This window comes from Mesorhizobium hawassense, from assembly GCF_003289945.1.
GTDB lineage: Bacteria > Pseudomonadota > Alphaproteobacteria > Rhizobiales > Rhizobiaceae > Mesorhizobium > Mesorhizobium hawassense.
In genome coordinates this window covers 443,342-468,075 of the sequence record NZ_QMBP01000002.1, presented here as the reverse complement: position 1 = coordinate 468,075, position 24,734 = coordinate 443,342, and the positions used below count along the sequence as shown (strand labels likewise).

The 24,734-nt window shown below is 64.9% G+C and carries 24 protein-coding genes; 16 read left to right on the top strand and 8 right to left on the bottom strand.

Annotated features, from left to right (window positions below):
* Positions 1-171: 171 nt before the first annotated feature.
* Together DPM33_RS06460 and DPM33_RS06455 are read left to right on the top strand one after the other, a co-directional pair.
* Positions 172-1,119 (top strand): MurR/RpiR family transcriptional regulator, encoded by a 948-nt coding sequence (locus tag DPM33_RS06460; protein WP_112096556.1) that lies wholly within the window; start codon positions 172-174, stop codon positions 1,117-1,119.
* Positions 1,120-1,328: 209 nt separating this feature from the next.
* Positions 1,329-3,119: an NAD(P)/FAD-dependent oxidoreductase gene (locus DPM33_RS06455; protein ID WP_112096555.1), complete on the top strand. Its 1,791-nt coding sequence runs from the start codon at positions 1,329-1,331 to the stop codon at positions 3,117-3,119.
* A 9-nt stretch (positions 3,120-3,128) separates the two neighbouring features.
* Here DPM33_RS06455 and DPM33_RS06450 read toward each other — a convergent pair whose 3' ends face one another.
* Together DPM33_RS06450 and DPM33_RS06445 are read right to left on the bottom strand one after the other, a co-directional pair.
* Complete coding sequence (locus DPM33_RS06450) at positions 3,129-4,352, bottom strand: amidohydrolase/deacetylase family metallohydrolase (RefSeq protein WP_112096554.1); 1,224 nt, start codon at positions 4,350-4,352, stop codon at positions 3,129-3,131.
* A gap of 136 nt (positions 4,353-4,488) precedes the next feature.
* The gene (locus DPM33_RS06445; RefSeq protein WP_112096553.1) at positions 4,489-4,854 is read right to left on the bottom strand and encodes a RidA family protein; all 366 of its coding nucleotides are present in this window, start codon (positions 4,852-4,854) and stop codon (positions 4,489-4,491) included.
* 199 nt (positions 4,855-5,053) lie between these two features.
* On the opposite strand from DPM33_RS06445, the gene DPM33_RS06440 reads away from it, so the two are divergent.
* Positions 5,054-5,539 carry a hypothetical protein gene (locus DPM33_RS06440; protein WP_112096552.1) on the top strand — a complete coding sequence of 162 codons (486 nt, stop codon included), beginning with the start codon at positions 5,054-5,056 and terminating at the stop codon, positions 5,537-5,539.
* A gap of 68 nt (positions 5,540-5,607) precedes the next feature.
* Here the strand turns inward: DPM33_RS06440 and DPM33_RS06435 are convergent, their stop codons facing one another.
* Complete coding sequence (locus tag DPM33_RS06435; RefSeq protein ID WP_112096551.1) at positions 5,608-5,880, bottom strand: hypothetical protein; 273 nt, start codon at positions 5,878-5,880, stop codon at positions 5,608-5,610.
* A 263-nt stretch (positions 5,881-6,143) separates the two neighbouring features.
* On the opposite strand from DPM33_RS06435, the gene DPM33_RS06430 reads away from it, so the two are divergent.
* On the top strand, positions 6,144-7,637 hold the full coding sequence (locus DPM33_RS06430) for a helicase HerA domain-containing protein (RefSeq protein WP_112096550.1): 1,494 nt from the start codon (positions 6,144-6,146) through the stop codon (positions 7,635-7,637).
* 122 nt (positions 7,638-7,759) lie between these two features.
* Here the strand turns inward: DPM33_RS06430 and DPM33_RS06425 are convergent, their stop codons facing one another.
* Both DPM33_RS06425 and DPM33_RS06420 read right to left on the bottom strand, forming a co-directional pair.
* Complete coding sequence (locus DPM33_RS06425; RefSeq protein WP_112096549.1) at positions 7,760-9,358, bottom strand: ATP-binding cassette domain-containing protein; 1,599 nt, start codon at positions 9,356-9,358, stop codon at positions 7,760-7,762.
* The gene (locus tag DPM33_RS06420) at positions 9,355-10,971 is read right to left on the bottom strand and encodes an ATP-binding cassette domain-containing protein (RefSeq protein WP_112096548.1); all 1,617 of its coding nucleotides are present in this window, start codon (positions 10,969-10,971) and stop codon (positions 9,355-9,357) included. The genes DPM33_RS06425 and DPM33_RS06420 overlap by 4 nt, the downstream gene beginning before the upstream one ends.
* Before the next feature lie 100 nt (positions 10,972-11,071).
* Between DPM33_RS06420 and DPM33_RS06415 the strand changes: the two genes are divergently transcribed.
* The 4 genes from DPM33_RS06415 to DPM33_RS06400 are packed head-to-tail and all read left to right on the top strand — an operon-like array spanning position 11,072 to position 14,431.
* Positions 11,072-12,643 (top strand): cytochrome ubiquinol oxidase subunit I, encoded by a 1,572-nt coding sequence (locus tag DPM33_RS06415; protein WP_112096748.1) that lies wholly within the window; start codon positions 11,072-11,074, stop codon positions 12,641-12,643.
* 13 nt (positions 12,644-12,656) lie between these two features.
* The gene (cydB, locus tag DPM33_RS06410) at positions 12,657-13,811 is read left to right on the top strand and encodes a cytochrome d ubiquinol oxidase subunit II (protein ID WP_112096547.1); all 1,155 of its coding nucleotides are present in this window, start codon (positions 12,657-12,659) and stop codon (positions 13,809-13,811) included.
* Between the two features lie 20 nt (positions 13,812-13,831).
* Positions 13,832-13,963 carry a cytochrome bd-I oxidase subunit CydX gene (gene cydX, locus DPM33_RS06405; protein ID WP_112096546.1) on the top strand — a complete coding sequence of 44 codons (132 nt, stop codon included), beginning with the start codon at positions 13,832-13,834 and terminating at the stop codon, positions 13,961-13,963.
* Positions 13,964-13,987: 24 nt separating this feature from the next.
* Positions 13,988-14,431, top strand: a complete 444-nt coding sequence (locus DPM33_RS06400) for a hemerythrin domain-containing protein (RefSeq protein WP_245442021.1) — start codon at positions 13,988-13,990, stop codon at positions 14,429-14,431.
* Positions 14,432-14,446: 15 nt separating this feature from the next.
* Here DPM33_RS06400 and DPM33_RS06395 read toward each other — a convergent pair whose 3' ends face one another.
* Both DPM33_RS06395 and DPM33_RS06390 read right to left on the bottom strand, forming a co-directional pair.
* The gene (locus DPM33_RS06395; RefSeq protein WP_342634321.1) at positions 14,447-15,169 is read right to left on the bottom strand and encodes a Crp/Fnr family transcriptional regulator; all 723 of its coding nucleotides are present in this window, start codon (positions 15,167-15,169) and stop codon (positions 14,447-14,449) included.
* A gap of 68 nt (positions 15,170-15,237) precedes the next feature.
* Positions 15,238-15,648: a Ros/MucR family transcriptional regulator gene (locus DPM33_RS06390; protein ID WP_245442036.1), complete on the bottom strand. Its 411-nt coding sequence runs from the start codon at positions 15,646-15,648 to the stop codon at positions 15,238-15,240.
* Positions 15,649-16,054: 406 nt separating this feature from the next.
* On the opposite strand from DPM33_RS06390, the gene DPM33_RS06385 reads away from it, so the two are divergent.
* Both DPM33_RS06385 and DPM33_RS36640 read left to right on the top strand, forming a co-directional pair.
* A complete protein-coding gene (locus DPM33_RS06385; RefSeq protein WP_167448970.1) occupies positions 16,055-16,915 on the top strand; it encodes a DUF6502 family protein in 861 nt (286 codons plus the stop codon).
* Entirely contained in the window at positions 16,915-17,979 is a 1,065-nt protein-coding gene (locus DPM33_RS36640) for a DUF5666 domain-containing protein (protein ID WP_208648368.1), read from the top strand. The genes DPM33_RS06385 and DPM33_RS36640 overlap by 1 nt, the downstream gene beginning before the upstream one ends.
* 508 nt (positions 17,980-18,487) lie before the next feature.
* Here DPM33_RS36640 and DPM33_RS36135 read toward each other — a convergent pair.
* Positions 18,488-18,664, bottom strand: coding sequence for a hypothetical protein (locus tag DPM33_RS36135; RefSeq protein WP_167448969.1), 177 nt, complete (start codon positions 18,662-18,664; stop codon positions 18,488-18,490).
* 26 nt (positions 18,665-18,690) lie between these two features.
* Between DPM33_RS36135 and DPM33_RS06370 the strand changes: the two genes are divergently transcribed.
* From DPM33_RS06370 to DPM33_RS06350, 6 genes are all read left to right on the top strand, one after another.
* Entirely contained in the window at positions 18,691-20,130 is a 1,440-nt protein-coding gene (locus tag DPM33_RS06370) for a glycosyltransferase (RefSeq protein WP_167448968.1), read from the top strand.
* 5 nt (positions 20,131-20,135) lie between these two features.
* Positions 20,136-20,954, top strand: a complete 819-nt coding sequence (locus tag DPM33_RS06365; RefSeq protein WP_146770210.1) for a sulfotransferase domain-containing protein — start codon at positions 20,136-20,138, stop codon at positions 20,952-20,954.
* 103 nt (positions 20,955-21,057) lie between these two features.
* Positions 21,058-21,660 carry an ANTAR domain-containing response regulator gene (locus DPM33_RS06360; RefSeq protein ID WP_112096542.1) on the top strand — a complete coding sequence of 201 codons (603 nt, stop codon included), beginning with the start codon at positions 21,058-21,060 and terminating at the stop codon, positions 21,658-21,660.
* Between the two features lie 2 nt (positions 21,661-21,662).
* Positions 21,663-22,889 (top strand): CmpA/NrtA family ABC transporter substrate-binding protein, encoded by a 1,227-nt coding sequence (locus DPM33_RS06355; RefSeq protein ID WP_167448982.1) that lies wholly within the window; start codon positions 21,663-21,665, stop codon positions 22,887-22,889.
* Positions 22,890-23,208: 319 nt separating this feature from the next.
* Entirely contained in the window at positions 23,209-23,373 is a 165-nt protein-coding gene (locus tag DPM33_RS36130) for a hypothetical protein (protein WP_167448967.1), read from the top strand.
* Between the two features lie 49 nt (positions 23,374-23,422).
* The gene (locus tag DPM33_RS06350; RefSeq protein WP_112096540.1) at positions 23,423-24,724 is read left to right on the top strand and encodes an MFS transporter; all 1,302 of its coding nucleotides are present in this window, start codon (positions 23,423-23,425) and stop codon (positions 24,722-24,724) included.
* Positions 24,725-24,734: the final 10 nt, after the last annotated feature.

The following is a 24,734-nucleotide window of genomic DNA, read 5'->3' as shown; positions in this document are numbered from 1 at the left end:
AGCGATTCAGCTAGACAGACACCTTATCTAAAGCCATGATTTCATGTTGTTTTCTGCCCGCTTGCGATGTCTGTTACTTTCCTACATACTCGTGCCGGTTGATTGCCTATGGTCAGCGGGCGGATAATCGCGAAGATGATGGCTCCCGAAGCGGGCTGGGAGGACTGGCCAATGACCGAAGCTGACAGCCGGGTGCTGCGAACGACGGACGACGACGGCGATCGGCATGACTCTGTCAGGCGCATTCCCGACATCATTTCGCAGGTGAAGGACAGCTATGCGGAGTTGCGTCCGGCCGAGCGCCGCGTCGCCGACGTCGTGCTCGACGACGTCAAATATGCGGTCGATGCCTCCAACGCCGCGCTTGCCCAGCGGGCCGGGGTCAGCGAGCCTACCGTCACCCGCTTCTGCCGCGCCATCGGCTGCGACGGCGTGCGCGACTTCAAGCTGAAGCTGGCGCAGAGCCTGGTCGTCGGCGGGCTCTACCTCGCGACCAAGCCGCAGCCTGCCGGCAGCGACAGCGGCATGCCGTTCTGGAACGCGGTGTTCGGCGAAGCGCGGCGGGCGCTGCAGGAGGCGGAGCGGCAGATCGATCCGGGGCAGTTGCAGAAGGCGGCGGAGTTGATCGCCAAGGCGCGGCAGGTCACGGTGTTCGGCCTCGGCGGCAGCTCGTCGTCGCTGGCGCAGGAGACGCAGTATCGCCTGTTCCGCTACGGCATCACCATCAGCTCGCAATGCGATCCCTACCTGATGCGCATGACGGCCTCGACGCTCAAGCCCGGAGACCTGGTCATCGCGATCTCGGCCACGGGCCGCACGCGCGAAGTAATCGAGGCGGTCGAGCTCGCCAAGCACTACCGCGCCAACGCGATCTGCGTGACCGCGCCCGACACGGAGCTCGCGCGGGCCTGCGACGTGCGGCTGACGGTTGCCGTGCCCGAATATCCCGACACGCTGAAGCCGACCGCATCGCGCTACGCATTCCTTGCGGCCATCGATCTGCTCGCGGTGGCGACCGCCTACAGGATTGACGGCCCGGCGCGCGAGACCGTGCGCCGTATCAAGTACAACGCCCAGATCCATCGGACCGGCAAGGAGATGGAGCCGCTCGGGGATTGAGGCAGCCGATATTCAGGTGAGGCCGGCCTGCAAATGGCGGCTTCCTGCGCTTCCGGTGCTCACGTACGTTAAGTACGCTCCGCTCCGGTTCTCGGAAGTCACCATTTTCGGCCCGGCCTGACCTGAATCTCGACTGCCTCAAGGCGAGTTTTCGGCAAGGCCTAGAAAGGTGGTCATGTCATTCGTCATATTCGGAGAGAAAGACAAAAATGCTCGACATCGCATCATCGCAACAGGCGGCAACCTGGCTCGGCGCTTTCGGCCAGGCGCTGGAGGTTGGCGACATCGAGGCGGCGACCGGCCTGTTCGCCGAGGATTGCTACTGGCGCGATCTTTTGACCTTCACCTGGAACATCAAGACCATGGAGGGGCAGGCCGCGATCCGCGAGATGCTGAAGGCGACGTTGTCTCTGGCGCAGCCGTCGCATTGGCGGCTGTCCGGGGAGCCAAGCGTCGACGATGGCATCATCGAGGCCTGGTTCAGCTTCGAGACGGCAGTTGCGCGGGGCGAGGGCATCCTGCGGCTCAAGGACGGCCGCTGCTACACGCTTTTCACAGCGATGAGCGAACTCAAGGGTTTCGAAGAGCAGAAGGGCCCGGCCCGCCCGCTCGGCATCCGCCACAAGGCAGACCCCAAGCGCGAGACGTGGGCGGAGAAAAGGGCGCGCGAGGCGCGCGATCTCGGCATGCACGAGCAGCCCTACTGCCTGGTGATCGGCGGCGGGCAGGGCGGCATCATGCTGGGCGCCCGGCTGCGGCAACTCGGCGTTCCGACGCTGGTCATCGAGAAGAATGCGCGCGCCGGCGATTCCTGGCGCAACCGGTACCGCTCGCTCGTGCTGCACGACCCGGTCTGGTACGACCATCTGCCCTATGTTCCGTTCCCGGAAAACTGGCCGGTCTTCACGCCCAAGGACAAGATGGGCGACTGGCTGGAAATGTATACCCGCGTCATGGAGCTGAACTATTGGGTCGCCACCAAATGCATCAGCGCCGCCTATGACGAGGTCGAAAAGGTCTGGACCGTCGTGGTCGACCGCGTCGGCCAGCGCATCACGCTGAAGCCGAAGCACGTCGTCTTCGCCACCGGCGCCTATGGGCCGCCACGGCAGATCGAATTGCCAGGCGCCGACAGCTTCAAGGGCGAGCTTCTGCATTCCAGCCAGTATGCCACCGGCGAGAAATTCCGCGGCAGGCGCGTCGCGGTGATCGGCGCGGCAAGTTCCGGGCACGATGTCAGCGTCGATCTCTGGGAAGCGAGCGCCAAGGTCACCATGGTGCAGCGCTCGCCGACGACCGTGGTGAAGTCCGACACGCTGATGGATGTCGGCTTCGAGATATTCTCGGAAAAGGCGCTGGCGCGCGGCATCACCACCGACAAGGCCGACATGATCGTCGCCTCGACGCCGTTCGCGCTGGTGCCGAAGGGCCAGCGCGCGCTCTACGACGTGATCAGGGCGCGCGACGCGGATTTCTACCGGCGTCTCGCCGATACCGGTTTCGCCCTTGATTTCGGCGAGGACGAGACCGGACTGTTGATGAAGGCCTACCGCACGGGTTCCGGCTTCTACATCGACGTCGGCGCCTGCGAGCTGATCCTGAGCGGCGAAATCAAGGTCAAGAGCGGCGTCGGCATCAAGTCGCTGACGCCGAGCGGCATCCTGTTCGATGACGGCAGCGATCTGGCCGTCGACGCGATCGTCTGCTGCACCGGCTACCAGTCGATGAATGAGACCGTGGCGGGGATCGTCTCGCGCGAGGTGGCCACCAAGGTCGGCCCGTGCTGGGGCCTCGGCTCCGGCGTGAAGGGCGATCCCGGACCCTGGCAGGGCGAGTTGCGCAACATGTGGAAGCCGACGGCGCAGGAGGCGCTGTGGTTCCACGGCGGCAACCTGGCGCTGTCGCGCTTCTATTCGAAATATGTGGCGCTGCAGCTCAAGGCGCGGATGGAGGGAATAGCGACGCCGGTCTATGGCGAGCCGAGCAACGCGAGGCGGTGACGCCGCCAATCACCGCCCAAGATGCCTGGCCGCCACATCCACATGCGTGTGATGCGCATGCTGCTCGAAGCGCTCGGTCTCGTTGTGGTCGGGCGCGTCGTTCGACCACCATTTGCCGGCGATGACGATGCCGTTGGACACCAGCCGCCGATCCGAAACCAAGGATGCCCCAACAGCATCGACGAAGGTGAAGCGGCCCGGCTGCTGTCGCAGCACCGCGACGTCGCCGATGCCGCCGACCTTCAGCGTACCGAGCTCGGGCCGGGCAATCGCCCGCGCGGGATTCGCCGTCGCGGCGCGCAGCACCTCGACCAGCGGCATGCCGAGCGCCATCAGCTTCGACATGCAGACCAGGATGTCGAAGGCGGGGCCGTCGACGCAGTAGAGATGCACGTCGCTCGAGATGACGTCGGGTGCAAGACCCTCGGCGAGCATCGCTTTCGCGACCTCGAAGTCGAAGGAGCCCATGCCGTGGCCGATGTCGAAAATGACGCCGCGCTCGCGCGCCAGCCGCATGTCCGGCCGCACCGCGCCGGAGGCGAAGACCGGCGCGTTGGGAAACGGACGAAAGCAATGGGTGAGGATGTCGCCGCGGCGCAGCCTCGGCAGCACCTCCGAGCGGCCGGGCGGCGGCTCGTCGATATGCGCCATCAGCGGCAAGCCCGCCTTGTCGGCGGCTTCGAGCGCGAGGTCGACCGGGGCGATGCCGCTAGTGCCGCCGGCATGCTTGCCCGAGCGCACCTTGACGCCGACGACGACATCGGCGTGCTCACGCACAGCGGCAACCGCCTCGCGCGGCTCGCAAAGCCTGAGATCGCTGCACTCGCCGACCGACACTGTGTTCGCGAAGCCGAATATGCCGGCAAAGGAGATGTTGACGTAAGCGAGGATGCGGACTTTCGAGCGCTCGATCACGTGCCTGCGGAAGCCAAGGAAATTGCCGGCACCGGCACTGCCGGCGTCGATGAAGGTGGTGGTGCCGCTCTTGGCGGCGAGCCGGTCGGCATCGACGCCGAGCGAGGTGCCGCCCCAATAGACGTGGCTGTGCAGGTCGACAAGGCCGGGCGTGACGATGCAGTCCCTGGCGTCGACGACTTCAGCCGCGGCTTCGGCGTCGATGGCCGCGTCCATCGCGGCGACGCGGCCGTCGGCGACGGCAATGTCGCACTGCGCGTCCAGGCCCGATGCGGGATCGATGACGCGCCCGCCCTTGATCAAAAGATCGAACTGCATCGGTGCCTCCCTGTTGTTTGTTTCACGCAATTCCGGACGGAATACCGCTAAGCACTTTTCCTGGAATTGCCTGTTTGTTTTACGCAATTCCGAACGGAAAACCGCCATACACTTTTCCTGGGATTGCGCCGGGCGATCAGACCGGCCGGTAGGCGACGGCTTCGATCTCGATCTTGATGTCGATCATCAGGCGCGACTCGACCGTGGTGCGCGCCGGCGGATCTTTTGGAAAATGCTTGGCGTAGACAGCGTTGAACGTGCCGAAGTCGCGGGCGTCCTCCAGCCAGACGGTGGTCTTGACCACATCGTCCATGGTGCAGCCGGCGAGCGCAAGTGCTGCCTTGATGTTCTGCAGCACCTGCTCGGCCTGGTCTGCGATGCCGCCCTTTACGACAAGCCCGTCGCTGCCCACCGGCACCTGGCCGGAGACATAGACGAAATCGCCGGCGCGCACTGCTGGCGACAGCGGGACATGCGAAGTTCCAAAACACTGCTTGGGCAAGAAAGGCCTCCTGTTCGGAAATCGAGGATTACCGCTTTGCGGTCGGGGCTTCTCGTGCCCCTCTACGCCTCCCGGCGCAATCCTCATAGAGGCTTGTTGGAAAGCAACAGAATTTCAGAATTGATGTTGCTTTGTTACAGGAAGCTCAGCATGGTGCGCGGCGCTCGACCGTCGGCATCCCATCCAGGAGAGAACCAACATGACCTTCGACGAGAATCCTTTCCCGGAAGGCGATGCCGATCGCCACGCGCTGTGGGAAATGCTGGTGCGGCGCGACATCGATGCCTTCCTCGGACAGGACTGGTCGATGGTCGAGGACGATTTCATCGCCGAGAGTTTTTTCGGTATGCATGCGCATTTCCTGCCCAATGCCGATGGCTGGCGGCTGCAATTTCCCAGGGTGGACATCTACCGCGACGAATGGCTGCGCCAGGCCAAGGAGACAGCCGCGACGAAATTCGCCGAGCCGCTGCGCGAGGCGATTTTCCGCGTCACCAACATGCGCGATATCGACGTCGACGGCGACCGCGCGGTGCTGCACAAGAAGTTCGACGGCTCGATCGCCAAGGCCGACGGCAGCGTCGACCGGCTCAAATGGCAGACGCTCTACTTCTGCCGCAAGGTCGGCGGACGCTGGAAGATCGCCGGTTTCGTCGGTTATATGCCGCATCCATCGGGCAGCTAGATCTGCCGATATTCAGGTGAGGCCGGCCTGCGTATGGCGGCTCGCCCGACCCAGAACTCGGTGACTTTCTAGGCCCGCAGGGAAATACCTTGAGGAAGCGGCAGACGCTCGTCCGGTGAGCGATGGTCGAAGACAACGCCCATGGTCTTACCAATTGCCGCCATGACGATCACTTCGACGAGATGGTCGTCGCTGTCATCGCAGGCCGGATCGGAACGACGAACGGCGTCGAGCATGGCGCGCGTCGAGACGGTGTCGCCGGCGCGAAATTTCGAAAGGGCAGACGCAACAAGGTCTTGCACCGTCAACTCGGCGACGGGCACTTCGGCAGCGACGTCCATCGGCCTCCTCCTGCCATGAACCCTGTCCCGCCACGATGATACGCCAATGGCCGGCCGGCGCCAGCGAAATGGTGGTCGGACCAGTTACGCTGGCGACAGGCTCCCGCCACTCGCCCATAGGGACGAGCTGACGCTCGCCTAGGGACGGGCCGACGCCCGCCCTTAGATGTGGAACATTGCCTGGCCGGTGGCAGGCCATGCTCGACGCGCCGCGCTCGGGTTGGTAAGCCCGTCGCGCGCAGGGAGACGATCCGAGTCGAGACATGACCGTTGCAATCGAGATGGGCCAGACCACGGCAGGCGCGGCGGCGGCCCTCGACCTTGAGGAACTGCTTGCGACCCGCCTGCTGGTGCAGGGCAATTCGGGCTCCGGCAAGTCGCATCTGCTGCGCCGGCTGCTCGAACAGAGCGCGCCCTGGGTGCAGCAGACCATCATCGACCCCGAAGGCGACTTCGTATCGCTCGGCGAACGCTTCGGACACCTGGTGATCGACGCCGAGGAGCATACCGAGCGCGGCCTGCAGGCGGCGGGCGAGCGGGCGCGCATCCACCGCGTCTCGACGGTGCTCAATCTCGAGGGGCTCGACGCCGAGAACCAGATGCGGCGCGCCGCGGCTTTCCTCGGCGGGTTGTTCGAGGTCGCGCGCGACCATTGGTATCCGATGCTGGTGGTGGTGGACGAAGCGCAACTCTTCGCGCCCGCCGCCGCCGGCGAGGTTTCCGACGAAGCGCGAAAACTCTCGCTCGGCGCCATGACCAACCTGATGTGCCGCGGCCGCAAGCGCGGGCTTGCCGGCATCATCGCCACGCAGCGGCTGGCGAAGCTCGCCAAGAACGTCGCGGCGGAAGCCTCCAACTTCCTGATGGGCCGCACCTTCCTCGACATCGATATGGCGCGCGCCGCAGACCTGCTCGGTATGGAACGGCGGCAGGCCGAGGCGTTTCGCGACCTGGAGCGCGGGCATTTCATGGCGCTCGGTCCGGCGCTGTCGCGCCGTCCGCTCGGCGTGCGCATCGGCCAGACCGAAACCAGTCCGCGCAACGGCACGCCGCGGCTGATGCCGCTGCCGGAGGCGACGCTGGAGGATGCGCGTTCGATCATCCTGGCGGCGCCGCCGCCGGAGACGGTCAGGCCGCAACGCCGGCCTTCGCCGGACCTTCTCGATCAGTTGATGGCGGCCAAGGCCGCGCCGTTGGATATCCGACCCGAGCCGGCGGAGCCGCAGCCCAGTGCCGAGGATCTGGCCGAGCGGCGCGAGCGCATGGACCGCATCCTGCGCGCCATCCTGGCCGAGCCGGATGCCGGGTTCCGTGTCATCGGCGTGCTCTATCAGGAGTTCGTGGTTCGCTGCCGCATCGAGGGTCTGGCTTCGGTCGTGCCCGATCTTTCGGAATTCCGCCGCATGCTGACGCGGGCGCGCGCCGGCGTCGGTTCGGACATGGCCGAGGACGATGCGTGGCGCGACGTCTCCGTACGCGCCTCGCTGCTGCCGGAGGACATGCAGGGCGTGTTCATGATGATCGCCCGGGCGGCCAAGGAAGGCTGGCCCTGTCCGAGCGACGCGGCGATCGCGCGTGCCTACGGATCGCATTCGCTGCGCCGCGCGCGGCGGCTGCTCGACTATATCGAGGAGCAGGGCCTCATCGTCTGCCAGGTCGACGGCACCGGCAGGCGCACCGTGACGCTGGTCGAACTCGCCTGGGCGACGGCGCCAGGCGACCCGAACGCCGGGGAGCAGGACAGCTCGGCGGCGTGACTAGAGCAAATCCAGGAAAAGTGTGAGCGGTAGGCTGCGACTTCGCCGTAGCCTTCCGTCCGGAATAGCGTCAAAACAAAGAGATAGAGCGGCTCGCCGTTTCCGTGAAACGGTGAAACGTCCTAGGGTTGCAGCTCGATGGTGCGGGCGTCGCGAAGCGACGATGCGCGGTGGGTCGAGATGACGACGATCCTGTCGCCGAGATGCGCCAGCAGACGCTCGAGGATGCGCTGGCCCTGTTCGTAGTCCAGGTGCTCCGTCGGCTCGTCGAGCAGCATGAGCGGCCGGGATGACAGCCAGGCGCGCGCGAGATTGATGCGCTGCGCCTCGCCAAGCGAGAACCGGTCCTGCCTGATCCAGGCGTCCAATCCGCCGGCCTCGTGGATGCGACCATCCATCTCGACGGCCTCCAGCGCTCGCCAGAGTGCGGCGTCCGGAGCATCGCCGGCAAACAGGTTGGCGCGGACGGTGTCTTCGATGATGACCGCGTCGTGCAGGACGAGGGTGGCTTGCGCGCGTCGCTCGCTGGCCGAAAGAATGCGGTCGCCTGCCGCGAAGGCGTCGTCGCCGATCCAGCCGGCGATCTGCTTGAGCAGGCTGGTCTTGCCCGAACCGCTAGCTCCGACGAGCATCGTCGTCTGACCCGGCGCGAGAAGCAGGGAGATGGGCGTTCCGATCGCCCGGCCGTCAGGTGCCCGGCGCTGCAGGGCGCCGTGGCGCAGGAGGCGCGGCAAGGTCTCGTCCAGCGCCGAACTGGGTCTGCCGGCCGGCGCTGCTTGCATCCAATGTCCGATCTCGTTGCGAGCCGCGTTGCGGCGAAGCATGGCAACCGCTATGCGCGATGCGCCATTCATGGCTTCGCCCAGCGCAATCCAGGAGAAGGCGAGCAGCATGGGCGGGAGGAGTTCCGTGCCCTGTCGGCCGGCATGCCAGGCCGCCGCCATCACGCTGATGCCGGCAACCGGACCGAAGGTCGTGCCGATCATGTCCAGCACGGCCTGCAGCTGGCGAAGCCCAAGCAGCGCCCCATCGGCGCGGGAGAACGCCGCGAGGGCTTCGGCGCATTCGCGGCTCCATGCGCCCTCCGCCTTCAAAGGCACGGCTGACGCCATGGCCGCGCCAAGTCGGCTTGCGCCCCCGCGACGCAGCGACCTGGTCCGCTCCCATGCCATGGCGCCAGCCTTGGCCACCCGGTTCCCCGCGAACAGGATGGCAAGCAGCAAGAGGGTGATCGGTAGGAGGGACAAAGGCGCGAGGACCGCCGAGGCCGCGATCAGGATCGCGAGGCCGCAGGCGAGCGTCAGCGCCGGCAGGCCGGCGCGCAGCCTGGCGTAGTCGAGGTCCTCGACGTCGTCGAGGTAGTCGGCAAGGCGAGCATCATCGCCAAGCTGCCATCCCGTCCTGAGCACCGCCGGCGCCGCCGCCATGGCGGCGAAGAGCTCGACGCGACGCGCTATCTGATCGGTGAGCGCCGCCTTGTGACCGGTCAGGCGCTCGCCATAGCGGGCAGCGGTGCGGCCGACGGCGAACAGTCTGATGAAAGCCGCCGCCATGTGAAAGTTGAAAGTGAAGGCGGCGGCGGAAAGGCCGGCGATCGCCACCGATCCGAGCAGCCATGCGGAAACGCCGCCCAGCAAGATGGCGCAGCCCAGGGCGGCAAAGGCGAAGCCCGCCGCCAGCCGCCACGAGGTCCGGCTCGATGACCGTATTGCCGCGCTCATGCCGCCACCTCGACGGTATCGCCGTGGGTCAGATCGAAAGTGATGTCGGCGGCGCCGGAGAGGCTTCGGTCATGTGTCGCCACAACGAGCAGCCGCCTCGTCGAAATCTCGAGCAGCATCCGCCGCACGGCCCCCGCCGTCCCTGGGTCGAGCTTTGCCGTCGGCTCGTCGGCCAGCACGGTTCGTCCGCAAAGTTGCGCGCGGGCGACCGCGATACGGAGCCGCTGGCCGCCTGAAAGATTGGCGCCGCCCTTGTCCAGCCTGGCAGCGAGGCCGCCCGGCAGCAGTGCGTCGTCGAGCAGCCCGATCGCGCGGGCGACATGTTGAAGCCGGTTCGGGTCTACCGCACCGGCGTTCCACGAAATCGCTCCGGCCAGTGTTCCTTCGGGCACGTATGCGTCCGTCGAAACCCATGCGATGTCTTCAGCGGTCAATCGACGGGAACCCAACGCCGGTATTCCGCCTGCTTCGATGCCGGCGAGACGGCGCAGCAAGGTCGATTTGCCTGAGCCGCTGGGGCCGGTGATGGCGACGAGGCCATGCGCCGGCAGTTCCAGGGAAAGCACGTCGAGCACCGGCAGGGGCTTGGCAACGACCTCTTCGGTGTCCAGCAGCCGGTCGAGCGCGCCGGCCGCAGCCAGTCCTTCCGCCTTGGCGTGATACTGCTCCGAGAAGCGCCGGAACGGCGCGAAATATTCCGGCGCGATCATCAGGATGAACAGGCTCTGCCAGAGCTCGAGATTCGAGAAGCCGGGGACCATCGCCAGCTTGAGGTGGCCGAGGCCGAGCAAGACGGCAAGGATGGCGATCGAGAGCGAGGCGAAGAAGTCGATGATGCCGGCATTGGCGAAGGCGATGCGCAGCACGCCCATCGTGTTGTCCGCATAGGCTTCGAGGCGCCGGGCAAGCTTGGCCTCTTCGCCGCTCGTGGCATGGTTGGCGAGGATCGTCGGCAGGGTGCGGATGCGGTCGGCGAATTGGCCCGCCAACCGTCCGTAGGCCCGTTCCTGCGCATCGGCGCGCCGGCGGATGGCACGCCCAATCAACGCGAAGAACAGGATCATCACCGGCGTCAGGCAGATGACCAGCAGGGCCGCCTGCCAGGAGACGAGGAAAAGTGCCGCCACCGCGAGCAGCGGCCCGGCCGCCATCATGGTGCTTGCCGCGCGGTGGCCGACGACAAGGCCGGCGATCGCTTCGGGATGACGCTGCATCGACATAATGACGCCGCCGACCGAGAGCGATTGCAACCGGCGTGCAGGCGTCTCGTCCAGCCGCTTGCCCGCCCGTTCGCGCAGACCGATCGATACGGCGGTCTCAGTGGAGGCTTGCGCCCTGTCGGCGGCAAACCCGGCGATGCAGGCCGCCAGGAGAAGGGCAATCGTGACCGGGACGAGCCAGGAGGCGATGGGCTCGGCCATGACGAGCCGCCCCACCGCCATGGCCGCCGTGGCGGCGAAGCCAAGCCGCAGCGCGGAGCGGGCAATCTGTAGGCAGAGCAGCCGACGCAATCCGCGTTTTGCCAGTTGGCTGGCCGAGGCGAGCGCCTGGAAAGCGCCAGGCGACGCGGCGGCGGGATCAGGAACTGGTGCGGGAACGACCGGCGTTTTCATGGCCCGTCTTTCGCATGCCTGGGAAGGAAGGGAATTGATCCAGATCAAGCCGTCGATCTTCGTGCGGCGCTATGAGACGGTGTCCAGAAAGGATGCTCCCATGTCCGACTTTCTCCTCGTCGACCTGTCGCGGCTGCAGTTCGCGCTGACGGCCCTCTACCACTTCCTGTTCGTGCCGCTGACGCTTGGCCTTTCGATCCTGATCGCCATGATGGAGACAGTCTATGTAATGACCCGCCGCGTCATCTGGCGCGATATGACGAAATTCTGGGGCGTGCTGTTCGGCATCAACTTCGCCCTTGGCGTCGCCACGGGCATCACCATGGAATTCCAGTTCGGCATGAACTGGGCCTATTATTCGCACTATGTCGGCGACGTGTTCGGGGCGCCCCTCGCCATCGAGGGGCTGATGGCCTTCTTCCTGGAAGCCACGTTCGTCGGATTGTTCTTCTTCGGCTGGGATCGGCTCTCGTCGCGCGCGCACATGACCGTGACCTGGCTGATGGCGCTCGGCACCAACTTCTCCGCGCTGTGGATCCTGATCGCCAATGGCTGGATGCAGAACCCGGTCGGCTCGGCCTTCAACCCGGACACGATGCGCATGGAAGTCACGGACTTCATGGCGGTAATCTTCAATCCGGTGGCGCAGGCCAAGTTCGTCCACACCGTTTCCGCCGGCTATGTCTGCGCCGCCACCTTCGTGCTCGGCGTGTCGGCCTGGTATCTGCTCAGGGGACGCCACGTCGAGCTCGCCAAGCGCTCCTTCGTGATCGCGTCGGCCTTTGGCGTGGCATCGGCGCTGTCGGTCATCGTGCTCGGCGACGAGAGCGGCTATGCGCTCACCGACAACCAGAAAATGAAGCTCGCGGCCATCGAGGCCATGTGGGAGACCGAGCCGGCGCCGGCTTCGTTCACGGCTTTCGGCATCCCGAGCCAGAACAGCCGCGAGACGCGTTTCGCCATCCGCATCCCATGGGTGATGGGCATCATCGGCACCCGCTCGCTCGACAGGCAGATCGCCGGCATCGACGAGCTCGTGGCTCATGCGGAAGCCCGCATCCGCAACGGCATCGTTGCCTATGACGCGCTGGAGAAGATCAAGTCGGACCGCGGCGACACCGCCGCCCGCGCGGTGTTTGATGCCAGCTCCATGGATCTCGGCTACGCGCTGCTGCTCAAGCGGTACCTGCCCGACCCGAGGCAGGCGAACGAGCAGCAGATCAAGGACGCCGCCTGGTCGACGGTGCCCTACGTGCCGCTGCTCTTCTTCGGTTTCCGCCTGATGGTCGCCTGCGGGTTCGCGCTGCTGGCGCTGTTTGCCGTATCGCTTTGGCATACGACGCGCGAGACCGAGGCGCCACGCTGGCTGTTCCGCGCCGCGCTCATCGCCATGCCGCTGCCGTGGGTCGCCATCGAGGTTGGCTGGTTCGTGGCTGAGTTCGGTCGCCAGCCCTGGATCATCGACGGCGTGCTGCCGACCTTCCTTGCCACGTCGGAACTCGGCGTAAGCGATCTTCTGCTCACCATCGCAGGCTTCACGCTGGTCTACGGCGTGCTCGCCGTCATCGAGGTCCGGCTGATGCTGGCCGCCATCCGCAAGGGGCCGGAGATCGCGAAGGTCATCGACGATCTGCGCCCGAGCGCCGGCCCCGCAATGCAACCGGCAGAGTGAAAGGATCACGACGATGATCGGATATCTCTTCGACTATGAAACGCTGCGCGTGATCTGGTGGATACTGCTCGGCGTGCTTCTGATCGGCTTTGCCGCGACCGACGGGTTCGACATGGGCGTCGGCGCGCTGCTGCCCTTCGTCGCCAAGACGGATGCCGAGCGGCGCGTGGCGATCAACACCATCGGTCCGGTCTGGGAAGGCAACCAGGTATGGTTCATCCTCGGCGGCGGCGCCATCTTCGCGGCATGGCCGGCGCTCTATGCGGTGAGCTTCTCCGGCTTCTACCTTGCGATGTTCCTGGTGCTGCTGGCGATGATCATGCGCCCGGTGGGCTTCAAGTACCGGTCGAAGCGGACGGATCCGGCTTGGCGCACGCGTTGGGATTGGGCGCTGTTCGTGGGCGGCGCGGTGCCGGCATTGATCTTCGGCGTTGCCGTCGGCAACACGTTGCAGGGCGTGCCGTTCCACTTCACGCCGGACCTGCGCCCGATCTATGAAGGCAGTCTCTTCGGGCTGCTCAACCCGCTGGCACTCTATTGCGGTCTGGTTTCGCTGGCCATGCTGGTGACGCATGGCGCGGCCTGGCTAACCTTCAAGGCGGAAGGCACGGTCGCCGACCGCGCCCGCGCTGTCGGCGCCCGCTCCGCCATCGTTACGTCGGCGCTCTTTGCCGGCGGCGGCGTGCTGGTCTGGCTCGGTCTGCTCGGCGGCTACCGCGTGACGTCGCCGATCGACTGGGACGGGCCTTCCAATCCGCTCGTCAAGACGGTGGTGGCGGACGGCGGCGCCTGGCTGGCGAATTTCCACGCTCACCCCTTGCTCTGGATCGTGCCCGCGCTCGGCATCGCGGCACCTTTGCTCGCGGCTGCCGGTTTCCAGGCGCGGCTCGAAGGATGGACCTTCATTGCATCGAAGCTCGGCGTTGCGATGATCATCGCAACGGTTGGGCTTGCCATGTTCCCCATCCTGCTGCCGTCGAGCAGCAACCCAAGCCATTCGCTCGCGGTCTTCGACGCCTCGTCGAGCCGCGCTACACTGCGCAACATGCTGATCGCCACGGTGATCTTCCTGCCGCTGATCCTTGCCTATACCGCCTGGGTCTACAGCGTGCTGTGGGGCAAGGTCGGCGAGAAGAGCGTCGAAAAAGCTGGCTCGTCGGCCTACTGATCCAACCTGAGGTTCTGACCATGTGGTATTTTTCCTGGATTCTCGGCCTTGGACTGGCCGCCTCCGTCGGTATCCTGAACGCGCTCTGGTACGAACTGCGCACCGTCCGCGAAGAACCCGTCGAGGACACGGTCACCCTGCCCACGCCTTGAGCCGGGCCTGACGGAGGAGCCATCATGACGGGCGAAAAGCCAGAGCCGCTGCTCAGCCCGGCGGACATGAGGCGGGCGCATGTGCAGAAGCTCGCGCTCTGCCACATTCTCGAAGGCATTGCCGACGATCTGCCGTCGCGCGTCGACCGGCTCCAATGTCTCGCCGTGGCGGCCGACCTGTTGCCGTTGCTGCGGGAGTGTCACCGCTTCGAGGAAGAGGTCGTCTTCCCCACCTTTGCGCGACGAACCGGCGAGGAAGACACGGTCGCGCGATTGAAGCTCGAGCATCTGGAGGACGAAAGCGCGGCCGCGGACCTCGGCGAGGCGCTGCTGGCCTACGGCCACGGGCGGCCGATCGAGAACCCGGAGGCGTTCGGCTACATGCTGCGCGCTTTTTTCGAATCGATGCGCCGCCACATCGCCTTCGAGCACGACCATGTGCTGCCCGAGGTTCTCGGCGATCAATAAAGGACGCGGCGGGGATCAGTCCCCGGCCCGCGCGGCGAGGCGCCCGATGTCGTCGACGATGACGTGGCGGTTGTTCTCGATGCGGATGACGTTCTCGCCCCGCAGGCGGGTGATCTGCCGGCTTACAGTCTCGACGGTGAGGCCCAGGAAATCGGCGATCTCGGCGCGCGACAGCGGCAGATCGAAAGCGGCGCCGCGCCGCTCTGGTCCGGTCGCCGGATCGATATTGCGCGCGATCATCAAAAGGAAGCTCGCGATCTTCTCGGCGGCGGTCTTGCGGCCGAGCGCCACCATCCAGTCGCGGGCCTGGTCGAGCTCGCGCAGCTTCTGTTCGAGCAGGCGATGCTCGAGGTCAGGCTGCTCCTTCATCATTTGTTCCAGCGCCTGGCGCGGGAACGAGCACAATTCGACGTCGGTCGCGGCCTCGGCGGTGAGCGTGCTCTCGCTCCGGAAAGGCCTGCCGAGGAAGTCGGGAGCGAACTGCAAGCCGACGATCTGCTGCCGGCCGTCGGAAAGCGTTTTGGTGAGCTTCACGATGCCCGAAAGCACATTCGAGAAGCGCTCGACGCTCATGGAATCGCCGATCAGTTCCTTGCCGGCGTCGGCCTTGTGCCGTTTCGTCGACCTGGCAAGGGCGACAAGCTGCTCGGAATTGAGCGCGCCGCATATACCGCGATGCCGCGCCTCGCATGAAACGCAGAGCACTGGGACGCCTGCCGTGTGGATGTCTTCGCGCACGATGGAACACCTATAGTGTTCCCACCGCCCGCCAGCAACGCCCGTAGCGTCGCAGTGCGTTCCGGAGCCTATTTTATCCTTCGGCCGAGGCCCATGGATTTGGCCAGTTTCGAGCGGGTCGCCGAATAGTTCGGCGCGACCATCGGGTAGTTGGACGGCAGGTTCCATTTCGCTCGATACTGATCCGGCGTAAGGCCGTACTGAGCCTTGATGTGCCGCTTCAGCGATTTGAAGCGCTTGCCGTCTTCCAGGCAGACGATGAATTCGGGCGTGATGGATTTTTTCGCCCGGGCGACGCCCTTGATTTCGTCGGGCTGGACATCGAGCGATCCGATCGAAATGAGTTTGATCGAGGCATATATCTTGCCGATGAATTCCGGCAGCTCGGCCGCGGGCAGCGGGTTGTTTGCAATATAGGCCGATACGACGCTCGCGGTCAGGGAGACGGCTGAATCGACGCCGTCCTTGCTCGGGGCGATGGCGCCCTGGTCCGAAAGGTTCTTCCCGTTGCGGTGCGCGAGGTCGATGCGGTCAAAATTGCCCGCTGGCTGGTCGAACCCATCCGACGCCTTGCTTATGGCCGGCTTCACATAAGGCCTTTTCAAAAGTGCTCTCCTCTTGCAGGTCATGTCCTGGCGATGATCGATGCGAGATTCTGCCTCGGTCAAGTATTGTGGGAAAATTTCACACGTGTCAACCTCAGGAGGATTGCCGACCTGCGAAACCGGAGGTTGACGACTGGATATGAACCCTCATTGCGACTGCAGCACATCGGGTGGACAGCCAGCGTTGCCGGCCCATCTATTGTGGAAGCATTTCCCACGGGCTATTTTCGGCAGGAATTTTCGGGGCATAGGTGAATTGATTGACGGGTGAAGGACGGCGATGAGCAAATCGGCGGAACAATATCTGGACGCCGCGGGCGTCCAAGGCGCGTTGAACCGGGTGCTTCGCCCGTTGGTCCGACTGGCGATCAAGTGCGGGGTGACGTTTCCCACCTTCGTCGACCTGTTGCGGCAGATTTACGTCAACGTGGCGGAGCATGAATTCGCGCTACCCGACAAGCCGCAGACGGACAGCAGGGTAAGCCTGCTGACGGGCGTCCATCGCAAGGAGGTCAGCCGCCTGCGTGGCGCCGGCGCTCCGGTCCGGGTCATACCCGAATCCGTTTCGAGGACGAGCGCGATCGTCGCGCGCTGGCTTGCCGATCCGATGTTCACCGACGCCAGGGGCGCGCCATTGCCCTTGCCGCGAATGGCCGAGACCGGCGAAGCGTCGTTCGCTGGGCTCGTGGAGTCGGTGACGCGCGATTTGCGGCCGAGGGCGGTTCTGGACGATTGGCTCGATCGCAAGCTCGTGGAAATCGATGAAGAGGATCGCGTCGTCCTGATGGAAGCGGCAATGGCGCCGCGCGACGACGGCGAGGTCAGGCTCTATTACTTTGCCCGCAATCTTCAGGACCATGCCACCGCCGCCGTCGCAAACATCCTGGCGGACAAACCGCCTTTCATCGAGCGGGCCGTCCACTATGACGGTCTCTCGGAGGACCTTGCCAGGTCGCTCGAAGCCTATAGCCGCAAGGTCGTGGTCGAGACGCTGCTGTACCTCAACAAGCATGCGAACCAGGCGGTGAAGCGCGATCCCGGCGGGACTAGCCGGTGGAATTGCGGCGTCTACATTCTGACGGCCGACGGCGCATCGTTCGCCGGCGAGGACTCTTCCAAGCCTGCCGGCGGAGACGCCTGATGGACTGGAGGTTGACGAGGCGGAGTTTCCTAGCACTCGGCGCCGCCTTTCCAGCGGTGCTGTTCAGCGCTTTCGCGAGGGCGACGGACAGTTCGGGCGACCGGGGTATCGGCGGCACCGGCTGGACGGCCGGAACAGGGGACGATCACGGCATCGGCGGCACCGGCATAGTGGGAACCATACAGCGCTTCGGCAGCATTTTCGTCAACGATGTGCGGGTCGCCTACGGTCCGGATGTGCCCGTCTGGATTGACGGCGTCGCCACGACCGCGAGCAGCCTCAAGGTAGGGCATGTCGTGCGTGTAGTTGTGACACAGGATGCGGATCGCGTTGTTACCCGTGGCATCCATGTCACTAGCGAGGTCGTCGGGCCGGTGGAGCGCATAAGTCGGAGCTCGATCCTGGTTCTGGGACAGAGCGTGGACACAGGCGACCTTGTAGGAATGCCGCCGGTCAGGAAGGGCGATATCGTGGCCGTCCAAGGCATTCGCCGGCCGGACGGGAAAATCGTCGCAAGCCTGATAGAGGCCAGGCCATCCGAGACACGTTACCTGGTTCGCGGTCTGGCGGTCTTGAAGTCGGGCTCGCTGCAGGTGGGACGGCTGAATGTAGGGCCACGATCGTCGCAGCTTGCGAACCGCCGCGTCGAACTGACGCTGGCCAGGGCAACCGGCGGCTACAAGGTGGTGCGCATCGAGGCGGAAGCTCCGGTTCCACAGGCAGATGTCGCCAGCGTGCTCTACGAGACCTTCCTACAGCGTCAGGGACGCCGGCTGGAATCGGGCCTGGGGGTCTCCGTCGAGGACGACGATTCGAAATCGACAACTGTCGTGCGCGCGTTCCTTGCCGTCGGATTCGACCGGTCGGGCAATATCGTATCAGCCTCACGTCAGGCGAATGTCGGCACGCACTCGCCTGGCCAGCGTGGCATGCCCGGTCAGCCGCCAGGTCCGCCGAACGGCCCGGGAGCTCCCGGGATTCCCGGGGCGCCGGGTGGCGCACCCAATGGCGGACCGGGTGGGCCAGGCGGTCCCGGTGGACCGGGCGGCCCTGGCTCGCCTTAAGGGCTCGGAGAAGCCGAGGGGCAAAGGATCGCCGGGACCTTGCCCAGCGGCAATGCTGAGTGCTCAGCGACTGGAGCGTTTCACCGTTTCACGGAACGGCGAACCGCTCTATCTCTTTGTTTTGACGCAATTCCGGACGGAAGGTTACGGCGAAGGCGCCGAACTCAACCGCCCACACTTTTCCTGGAATTGCCCTAGTCGCCCACCTCTCGAAAATCACCGCTGTCTCGCCATGGCGAGGGATCCGGCCGGTCTGTCTTTTGCGAGGGGACAGAACCGGCCGGCGCAGTCGCACGTGCTCTTGTACCGGGGTGGGTGGTTCGAGCTTTTTCGGTACGGCTGCTTTTCCGCGGATCATGCGGGGGGCAGGTGATCCGCCGAAATTCGATCCGGGTCTGCGCGCGGCGGGCCCGGTCGAAGTGGCTTGAAACTCAATGGTCGATGATTGTGGGAATATTGCCCACATGTCAAGCGGCTCGCATGCCCAATAGCATTTTTGCGCCCATTCTCATGACGTGGGTAATTTTCCCACGTAAGCATTCAGCCTATCAGAAATGAACATTTTGCCTAGCCCTGAGGTCAGGCGTGGGGTCTCGCCGAGTGCAAGTTTGGCAACGGTGAGCTGCGGCCGGCTTTTGTCATCCGTTTTGCGTGCGAAATCTAAGTAGATCTGAAGGTAATCCATTGAAGAAACTGTACATAGACGCGAGCTTGCCTTTTCGGTGGGGACCTCATCCGCCCGTAGGCATACCGCGCGTCGAGACGGCACTTGTCCGCCAGGCGCTTCGATGGCGCGCCTCGCCGGTCGGCTTCTTCATCGTCGACGCGCAGGGGCGCGGCCGAATTTTGGGCGAAGCGGAGCTTCGCTATCTGAGGCGCCTGGTCGAGGGTGAGCTGCCGCGCGTCGTCGGCGGAGAGGATAGCCCGTATCTGGCTCGCCTCTGGACGGTGCTGTCAATCCTGCGCGACGCGCCCTTCGATTTCGGACGCGAGTTCGACCGGGTGGCGGCGATCTTCGTCTCGGGCTCGGAAAGGCGGCGCGGCATCAAGTTCCAACTCTCCAAGACGACCATTCGTCTCTTCAAGGCCGTGAAATCGTGCCTGCGCGCGAGGAGGACCGGGACGAAAGATCCTCTGAGGGACGACGACGCGGTATGCTTCCTGTCGAGCGCAAGCGTGCATGAGATTGCAGCGAAGAAGCTCGCGGAAAAAACCCGCTGCGGCATCTTCACCATCATGCACGATCTTATCCCGATCGACTTCCCGCACTTTGTCGGGCCTCATCATGCGCGCGGCTTCGTCCGCAACACGGCATGGCAATTGGAAAATTCCGATCTGCTCGTCTGCGTGTCGAAATACACGGCCGACAGGGTGCGATGCCATGCAAGGGCCTCCAATCCCGATCGGGTTCCGGAAGTGGCGGTCGCGTCGCCCGGCGCCTTTCTCAAGGAAGGCCTCGCTGATCGACAGATGTGCCCGGAAAGACAGAACCCGGCCCGGAAGTTCGTTCTCTACTGCTCGACGATCGAGATCAGGAAGAACCACATCCTGCTGCTCAAGGTTTGGCATCGGCTTCTGCCTGTGCTGGGCGATCGGCTGCCGACGCTGGTTTTCTGCGGTCGCTGGGGGTGGATGTATGACGAGTTGGTGGCCTTCATGGACGCCAATCCTCAGCTTCGCGACCATGTTCAGTTCCGCTCCAATCTCAGCGATCGGCAGCTCGCGGAACTCTATCGGGATGCCGAATTCAGCGTCTACCCGTCCGCGGTGGAAGGCTGGGGCCTGGGAGCCGCCGAGTGCCTCGATTTCGGCCTGCCGGTTCTGATCTCCGATGCCCCGTCACTGACCGAGGCGACGCAAGGGCTGATGCCGACGCTTCCCGCGCACGATGTCGAAGCCTGGTGCGCCGCCGTCGCCAAAGCCTGCACCGATCCGAGCTGGCTCGCCGAATTGCGTGCAACGATCGCGTCGCGCTATCGCCCGATCCGCGAGCGGGATTTCTTTGCGACCATAGTCGGTCATGTCGCCGCTCTCGATTCCGGCGATCCAGGACCCATGATCCGTCGGCCGCAGCGCCAGGCGACACGGGTAAGCTCGAGGCCGGGCGAGCTGATGGCCGAGCAGCCGGCTTTTCGGCGGGCGGAACCGTGAGCATCATGAATGTTTCAACGCCCATCGGCTCCCCGACGCGCTTTGGCCAGTATGCCGTTGGCGTTCGCGTCATGGGGACGCCGAGGTCCGGAACAAATCTCGCGAAGCACCTGATCGCGCGCTATCTGGAAGTGCCGGTCGTCTTCGATCGGGGCTTCTGGAAGCACGGGATTTTTCCGGCGCTGATGGATGGCCGCGACATGCGATATGGCGAGCTGCCGATCGTCGTCGTCAGCAAGGACCCGGTCACCCAGCTCTTGTCATGGTACCGCCAGGCAAGGAACGACACGCTCTTCAAACCGAGCGGAAATCTCGCGGCCTTTCTCAGCAAGCCGTTCGAGCTGAGGCAGGATTTTACCGAACCGCGCAAGATGGAGTACAGGTTCCGAACGCCCGCGGACTACTGGAACCAGTTCTACTTCGCCATGGATGCGCTTCGACGCACCGACATCCCGGTGCATTTCCTGCGCTATGAGCAGCTCGTCTCAGAGCCGGCCGCTTGCCTGAATTCGATCTCGCGCTTCCTCGATCCTTCGAGAGCCTTCGACGCCAGCACGGTCGTGGCAATGCCGGAGCACAAGCTCGGCGCGAGTAACGACATCGAGCGGGGCGAGAGCCCGACCATCGATCAGAGCCGGTTCGATCCCGCGCGCGCGGAACTGGCGTCAGCGCTCGCCAGGATCGGCTGGCGCAACGCGAGCGTCATTCTGCGCGGCATCGATGACGACGTGCTCGAGGCAACGGGGCGAGCCGGTTTCCGCAAAACCTGCCTCGAAGCGATTGGCGTCAGAGCTATGCTGAGGTCGCTGGTCGGGTTTTGGTGAGGTCGAGGCCGGCGACCCTCGATGATCCGGAAAACGTTGGGCTGAATTCGCTTCCAGCCGACTACCGCATTGCACAATTCCGGTTCGCCTGCACAATAGGCGCATGTCCACCGGTTCGTTGACCATCCTTGTTATCGACGAGAACCGCATCCGCGCTTCGATCATCGAGGCTGGATTGCGAGACGCTGGCCATCGCCATGTCACGGTGATCCATGACGTGGCGGGCATCGCCCGGCGGATCGCCGAGATCGAGCCGGACGTCATCGTCATCGACCTGGAAAATCCCAACCGCGACATGCTGGAGAACATGTTCCAGCTGTCGCGCGCGGTGAAGCGGCCTATCGCCATGTTCGTCGACCGCTCCGACCAGGCGTCGATCGAGGCGGCGGTCGATGCCGGCGTGTCCGCCTATGTCGTCGACGGGCTGAAGAAGGAACGCATCAAGCCGATCCTCGACATGGCGATCAGCCGCTTCAACGCTTTCTCGCGCATGGCGCGCGAATTGGAGGAGGCGCGCAGCGAGCTGGAGAACCGCAAGGTCATCGATCGAGCCAAGGGCATATTGATGAAGTCGCGCGGTTTGAGCGAGGAAGCGGCCTACGCGCTGCTGCGCAAGACCGCCATGAACCAGAACCGCAAGATCGCCGACATCGCCCAGAGCCTGGTGACGGCGGCGGGGCTGCTGGGACCCCTGGAGGGCGAATGAGCATGGCTGCCGCGCATCAGATCACCGCCGGCTTCATGCCGCTCTTCGACAGCGCCGTCCTGGTCGCGGCCGGCGAGATGGGCTTTGCCGCCCGCGAGGGCATCGAGCTCAAGCTGCAGCGCGAAACCTCCTGGGCCAACATCCGCGACCGTATCGCCATCGGCCATTTCGACGTCGCCCATATGCTGGGGCCGATGCCGCTTGCCTGCAGCCTTGGCCTCACGCCGCTCGCCTCCGAGACCATCGTGCCCTTCTCGCTCGGGCTCGGCGGCAATTGCGTCACCGTCTCCAACGCGGTGTGGGAGGGCATGGCAGCCCACGGCGCCGCGCCGGACCTCGATCCGGCGCGGGCAGGGGTCGCCCTTGGCGGGCTTGTCCGCGAGCGGACGGCCGCCGGCCGGGAGCCGTTGCGCTTCGCCGTCGTGCATCCGCATTCCGGGCACAATTACGAGCTGCGCTACTGGCTCGCCGCCTGCGGCATCGATCCCGACCGCGACATCGAGATCGTCATCGTGCCGCCGCCCTTCATGGCCGATGCGCTCTCCGCAGGCCGCATCGACGGCTATTGTGTCGGCGAGCCCTGGAACAGCGCCTCGGTCGCGGCGGGCATCGGCCGCATCGTCACGGTCAAGGCTCTGCTGTGGCGCAACAGCCCGGAAAAGGTGCTCGGCGTGCGCAAGGCCTGGGCCGAGGAGCACCCGGACGCGCTGGCGGCGCTGCTCCGAGCGCTGCATCATTCCGCACGCTGGTGCCAGGATCCAGCAAATCGCGGCGACTTGGCGGCGCTGATGGCGAGGCACGCTTTCCTCGGGCAGCCGGCAGCGATCCAGATGCCGGTCCTGACCGGACAGCTTCAACTCGGCGGCGGCTCGGAACGGCGCGTCGAGGATTTCTTCCTGCCCTTCGACAAGGCGGCGAACTTTCCCTGGAAGAGCCATGCTCTGTGGTTCTACACGCAGATGGTTCGCTGGGGGCAGTTGCCGCACACGCCGCAAAACCTCGCCATCGCCCGCGACTGCTACCGGCCCGATCTTTACCGCTCGGCGCTGAAACCGCTCGGCGTGGCACTGCCGGGCGCCAATGCCAAGGTCGAGGGGGCGCTGAAGGTCGCCACGCCGGTCGGCTCGGCGGGGGCGAGTCTCGTGCTTGGTCCGGACGGATTCTTCGATGGCCAGATCTTCGATCCGGACCGGATAGAGGCCTATATCGCCGGCCAGAAGCGCGCTTGATCAATTGCGCGTCATTCTTGTGCGCTGCACAAAATTTATGCGCGATGTCTGTGCTGTTGATCAATGTTTGACCGCGCCGCCGCTCGGCCCTGTCGCAGGCTGATTCTCATATCATATTGATTTTAATAGAAATTCATGGTCGCAGCAAAACTGGCACGCTTCGTGCTTTGAAATAACCGAGCCCCTCGCGGGGCAATAGAACAGGCGTCCAATGGCGGGCGCCACAGGCAAAGCTGCCGCTCAGGTCGATGCGCGATCCCGGATGTACGGACGCGCGAGATCTGGACGGCAGCTTTTTTGTTTTGGACCGGAGACGACGATGACCAAACGGATCGGACCTTCGCTCAAGGATTTCACCCGCCGCGATTTCCTGGCGAGCAGCATCCTGACGGCGGTGCTGTTCGCCGCGGCACTCCTGTTGTTCCCGCCCAGTCACGAAACCGAAAGCACGGGTCCGCAAGTAACCGTGCAAGTCCCGCGCTGACCATATCAACACCGCACGGCGCCTCCCACGCCGCAAACCGGAGCCAGCCATGACCGTAAACCTCCCAGCCGCGCCCAGCCAGGACAGTGCTCCCCGGCAGGCGCTCGTCATGTCCACCATCGCCTTCACCGTCTGCTTCGCGGTGTGGACGATCTTTTCCATCATCGGCGTGCGCATCAAGCAGGAGCTCGGCCTGAACGAGACCGAATTCGGCCTGCTGGTCGGCACGCCGATCCTCACCGGTTCGCTCGTGCGCATGGTGCTCGGCGTCTGGACCGACCGCTATGGCGGCCGCCTCGTCTACACCGCGACCATGCTCGCGGCGGCGGTCGCGACCTTCCTCCTCGCCTTCGCGCACACCTACGGGCAGATGCTGGTCGCAGCACTTGGCGTCGGGCTCGCCGGCGGCTCCTTCGCCGTCGGCGTCGCCTATGTCTCGCGCTTCTTCCCGGCCGGAAAGCAAGGCACCGCGCTCGGCATCTTCGGCGTCGGCAATGTCGGCGCGGCGGTCACCAAGTTCCTGGCGCCGTTCGTGCTCCTGTCCTGGGGCTGGCAGTCGGTCGCGCTGATCTGGGCGGCAGCTTTGGTCGTCATGGCCCTCGTGTTCTGGCTCACCACCGGCGATGATCCGGTCATCCGCGAGCGCCGTGCCGGCAAGGCGACGCCGGTGAGAAGCTTCTGGCAGGAATTCGCGCCGCTGAAAAACCTGCAGGTCTGGCGCTTCGCTTTCTACTATTTCTTCTCCTTCGGCGCGTTCGTGGCGCTGTCGCTCTGGCTGCCGCGCTACCTGATCGGTGTCTACGGCTTCGGCATCGCCACGGCCGGAATGATCGGCGCCGCCTATTCCATTCCCGCCAGCATCTTCCGCGCCTATGGCGGCGTGCTGTCCGACCGCGTCGGCGCCCGCACCGTGCTCTACTGGACCTTCAGCGTCTGTGCCGTCGCGACGCTCGTTCTGTCTCTCCCCTCGGCAGACTATGTCGTGCGGGGCATCAGCGGGCCGATCCCCTTCCATTTCGAGATCGGCCCGCTCGCCTTCATCGGCGTCGCCTGCGTGCTCGGCTTCTTCATGAGCCTCGGCAAGGCCGCCGTCTACAAGCACATCCCGGCCTATTATCCGCAGAGCGTCGGCGCGGTCGGCGGCGTCGTCGGTATGATCGGCGGCCTCGGCGGTTTCATCCTGCCGATCGCCTTCGGCGCGCTGAACGACCTCACCGGCGTGTGGTCGAGCTGCTTCATGCTGCTCTTCGTGATCGTCGTCTCGTGCCTGATCTGGATGCATCTCACCATCCGCCGAATGGAGCGCGCGGCCGAGGTAAAGGCCTCGTCCCTCTCCTATGCCGCCGAATAGACCGGAGACC

What these genes read in the sequence shown, in the direction of transcription:
- cydX (WP_112096546.1), top strand. Translation starts at nt 13,832, where the DNA reads ATGTGGTATTTTTCCTGGATTCTCGGCCTTGGACTGGCCGCCTCCGTC.
- DPM33_RS06350 (WP_112096540.1), top strand. Translation starts at nt 23,423, where the DNA reads ATGACCGTAAACCTCCCAGCCGCGCCCAGCCAGGACAGTGCTCCCCGG.
- DPM33_RS06400 (WP_245442021.1), top strand. Translation starts at nt 13,988, where the DNA reads ATGACGGGCGAAAAGCCAGAGCCGCTGCTCAGCCCGGCGGACATGAGG.
- DPM33_RS06450 (WP_112096554.1), bottom strand. Translation starts at nt 4,352, where the DNA reads ATGCAGTTCGATCTTTTGATCAAGGGCGGGCGCGTCATCGATCCCGCA.
- cydB (WP_112096547.1), top strand. Translation starts at nt 12,657, where the DNA reads ATGATCGGATATCTCTTCGACTATGAAACGCTGCGCGTGATCTGGTGG.
- DPM33_RS06440 (WP_112096552.1), top strand. Translation starts at nt 5,054, where the DNA reads ATGACCTTCGACGAGAATCCTTTCCCGGAAGGCGATGCCGATCGCCAC.
- DPM33_RS06355 (WP_167448982.1), top strand. Translation starts at nt 21,663, where the DNA reads ATGGCTGCCGCGCATCAGATCACCGCCGGCTTCATGCCGCTCTTCGAC.
- DPM33_RS06360 (WP_112096542.1), top strand. Translation starts at nt 21,058, where the DNA reads ATGTCCACCGGTTCGTTGACCATCCTTGTTATCGACGAGAACCGCATC.
- DPM33_RS06365 (WP_146770210.1), top strand. Translation starts at nt 20,136, where the DNA reads ATGAATGTTTCAACGCCCATCGGCTCCCCGACGCGCTTTGGCCAGTAT.
- DPM33_RS06435 (WP_112096551.1), bottom strand. Translation starts at nt 5,880, where the DNA reads ATGGACGTCGCTGCCGAAGTGCCCGTCGCCGAGTTGACGGTGCAAGAC.
- DPM33_RS06420 (WP_112096548.1), bottom strand. Translation starts at nt 10,971, where the DNA reads ATGAAAACGCCGGTCGTTCCCGCACCAGTTCCTGATCCCGCCGCCGCG.
- DPM33_RS06385 (WP_167448970.1), top strand. Translation starts at nt 16,055, where the DNA reads ATGAGCAAATCGGCGGAACAATATCTGGACGCCGCGGGCGTCCAAGGC.
- DPM33_RS06430 (WP_112096550.1), top strand. Translation starts at nt 6,144, where the DNA reads ATGACCGTTGCAATCGAGATGGGCCAGACCACGGCAGGCGCGGCGGCG.
- DPM33_RS36135 (WP_167448969.1), bottom strand. Translation starts at nt 18,664, where the DNA reads ATGGATTACCTTCAGATCTACTTAGATTTCGCACGCAAAACGGATGAC.
- DPM33_RS06455 (WP_112096555.1), top strand. Translation starts at nt 1,329, where the DNA reads ATGCTCGACATCGCATCATCGCAACAGGCGGCAACCTGGCTCGGCGCT.
- DPM33_RS36640 (WP_208648368.1), top strand. Translation starts at nt 16,915, where the DNA reads ATGGACTGGAGGTTGACGAGGCGGAGTTTCCTAGCACTCGGCGCCGCC.
- DPM33_RS36130 (WP_167448967.1), top strand. Translation starts at nt 23,209, where the DNA reads ATGACCAAACGGATCGGACCTTCGCTCAAGGATTTCACCCGCCGCGAT.
- DPM33_RS06415 (WP_112096748.1), top strand. Translation starts at nt 11,072, where the DNA reads ATGTCCGACTTTCTCCTCGTCGACCTGTCGCGGCTGCAGTTCGCGCTG.
- DPM33_RS06425 (WP_112096549.1), bottom strand. Translation starts at nt 9,358, where the DNA reads ATGAGCGCGGCAATACGGTCATCGAGCCGGACCTCGTGGCGGCTGGCG.
- DPM33_RS06460 (WP_112096556.1), top strand. Translation starts at nt 172, where the DNA reads ATGACCGAAGCTGACAGCCGGGTGCTGCGAACGACGGACGACGACGGC.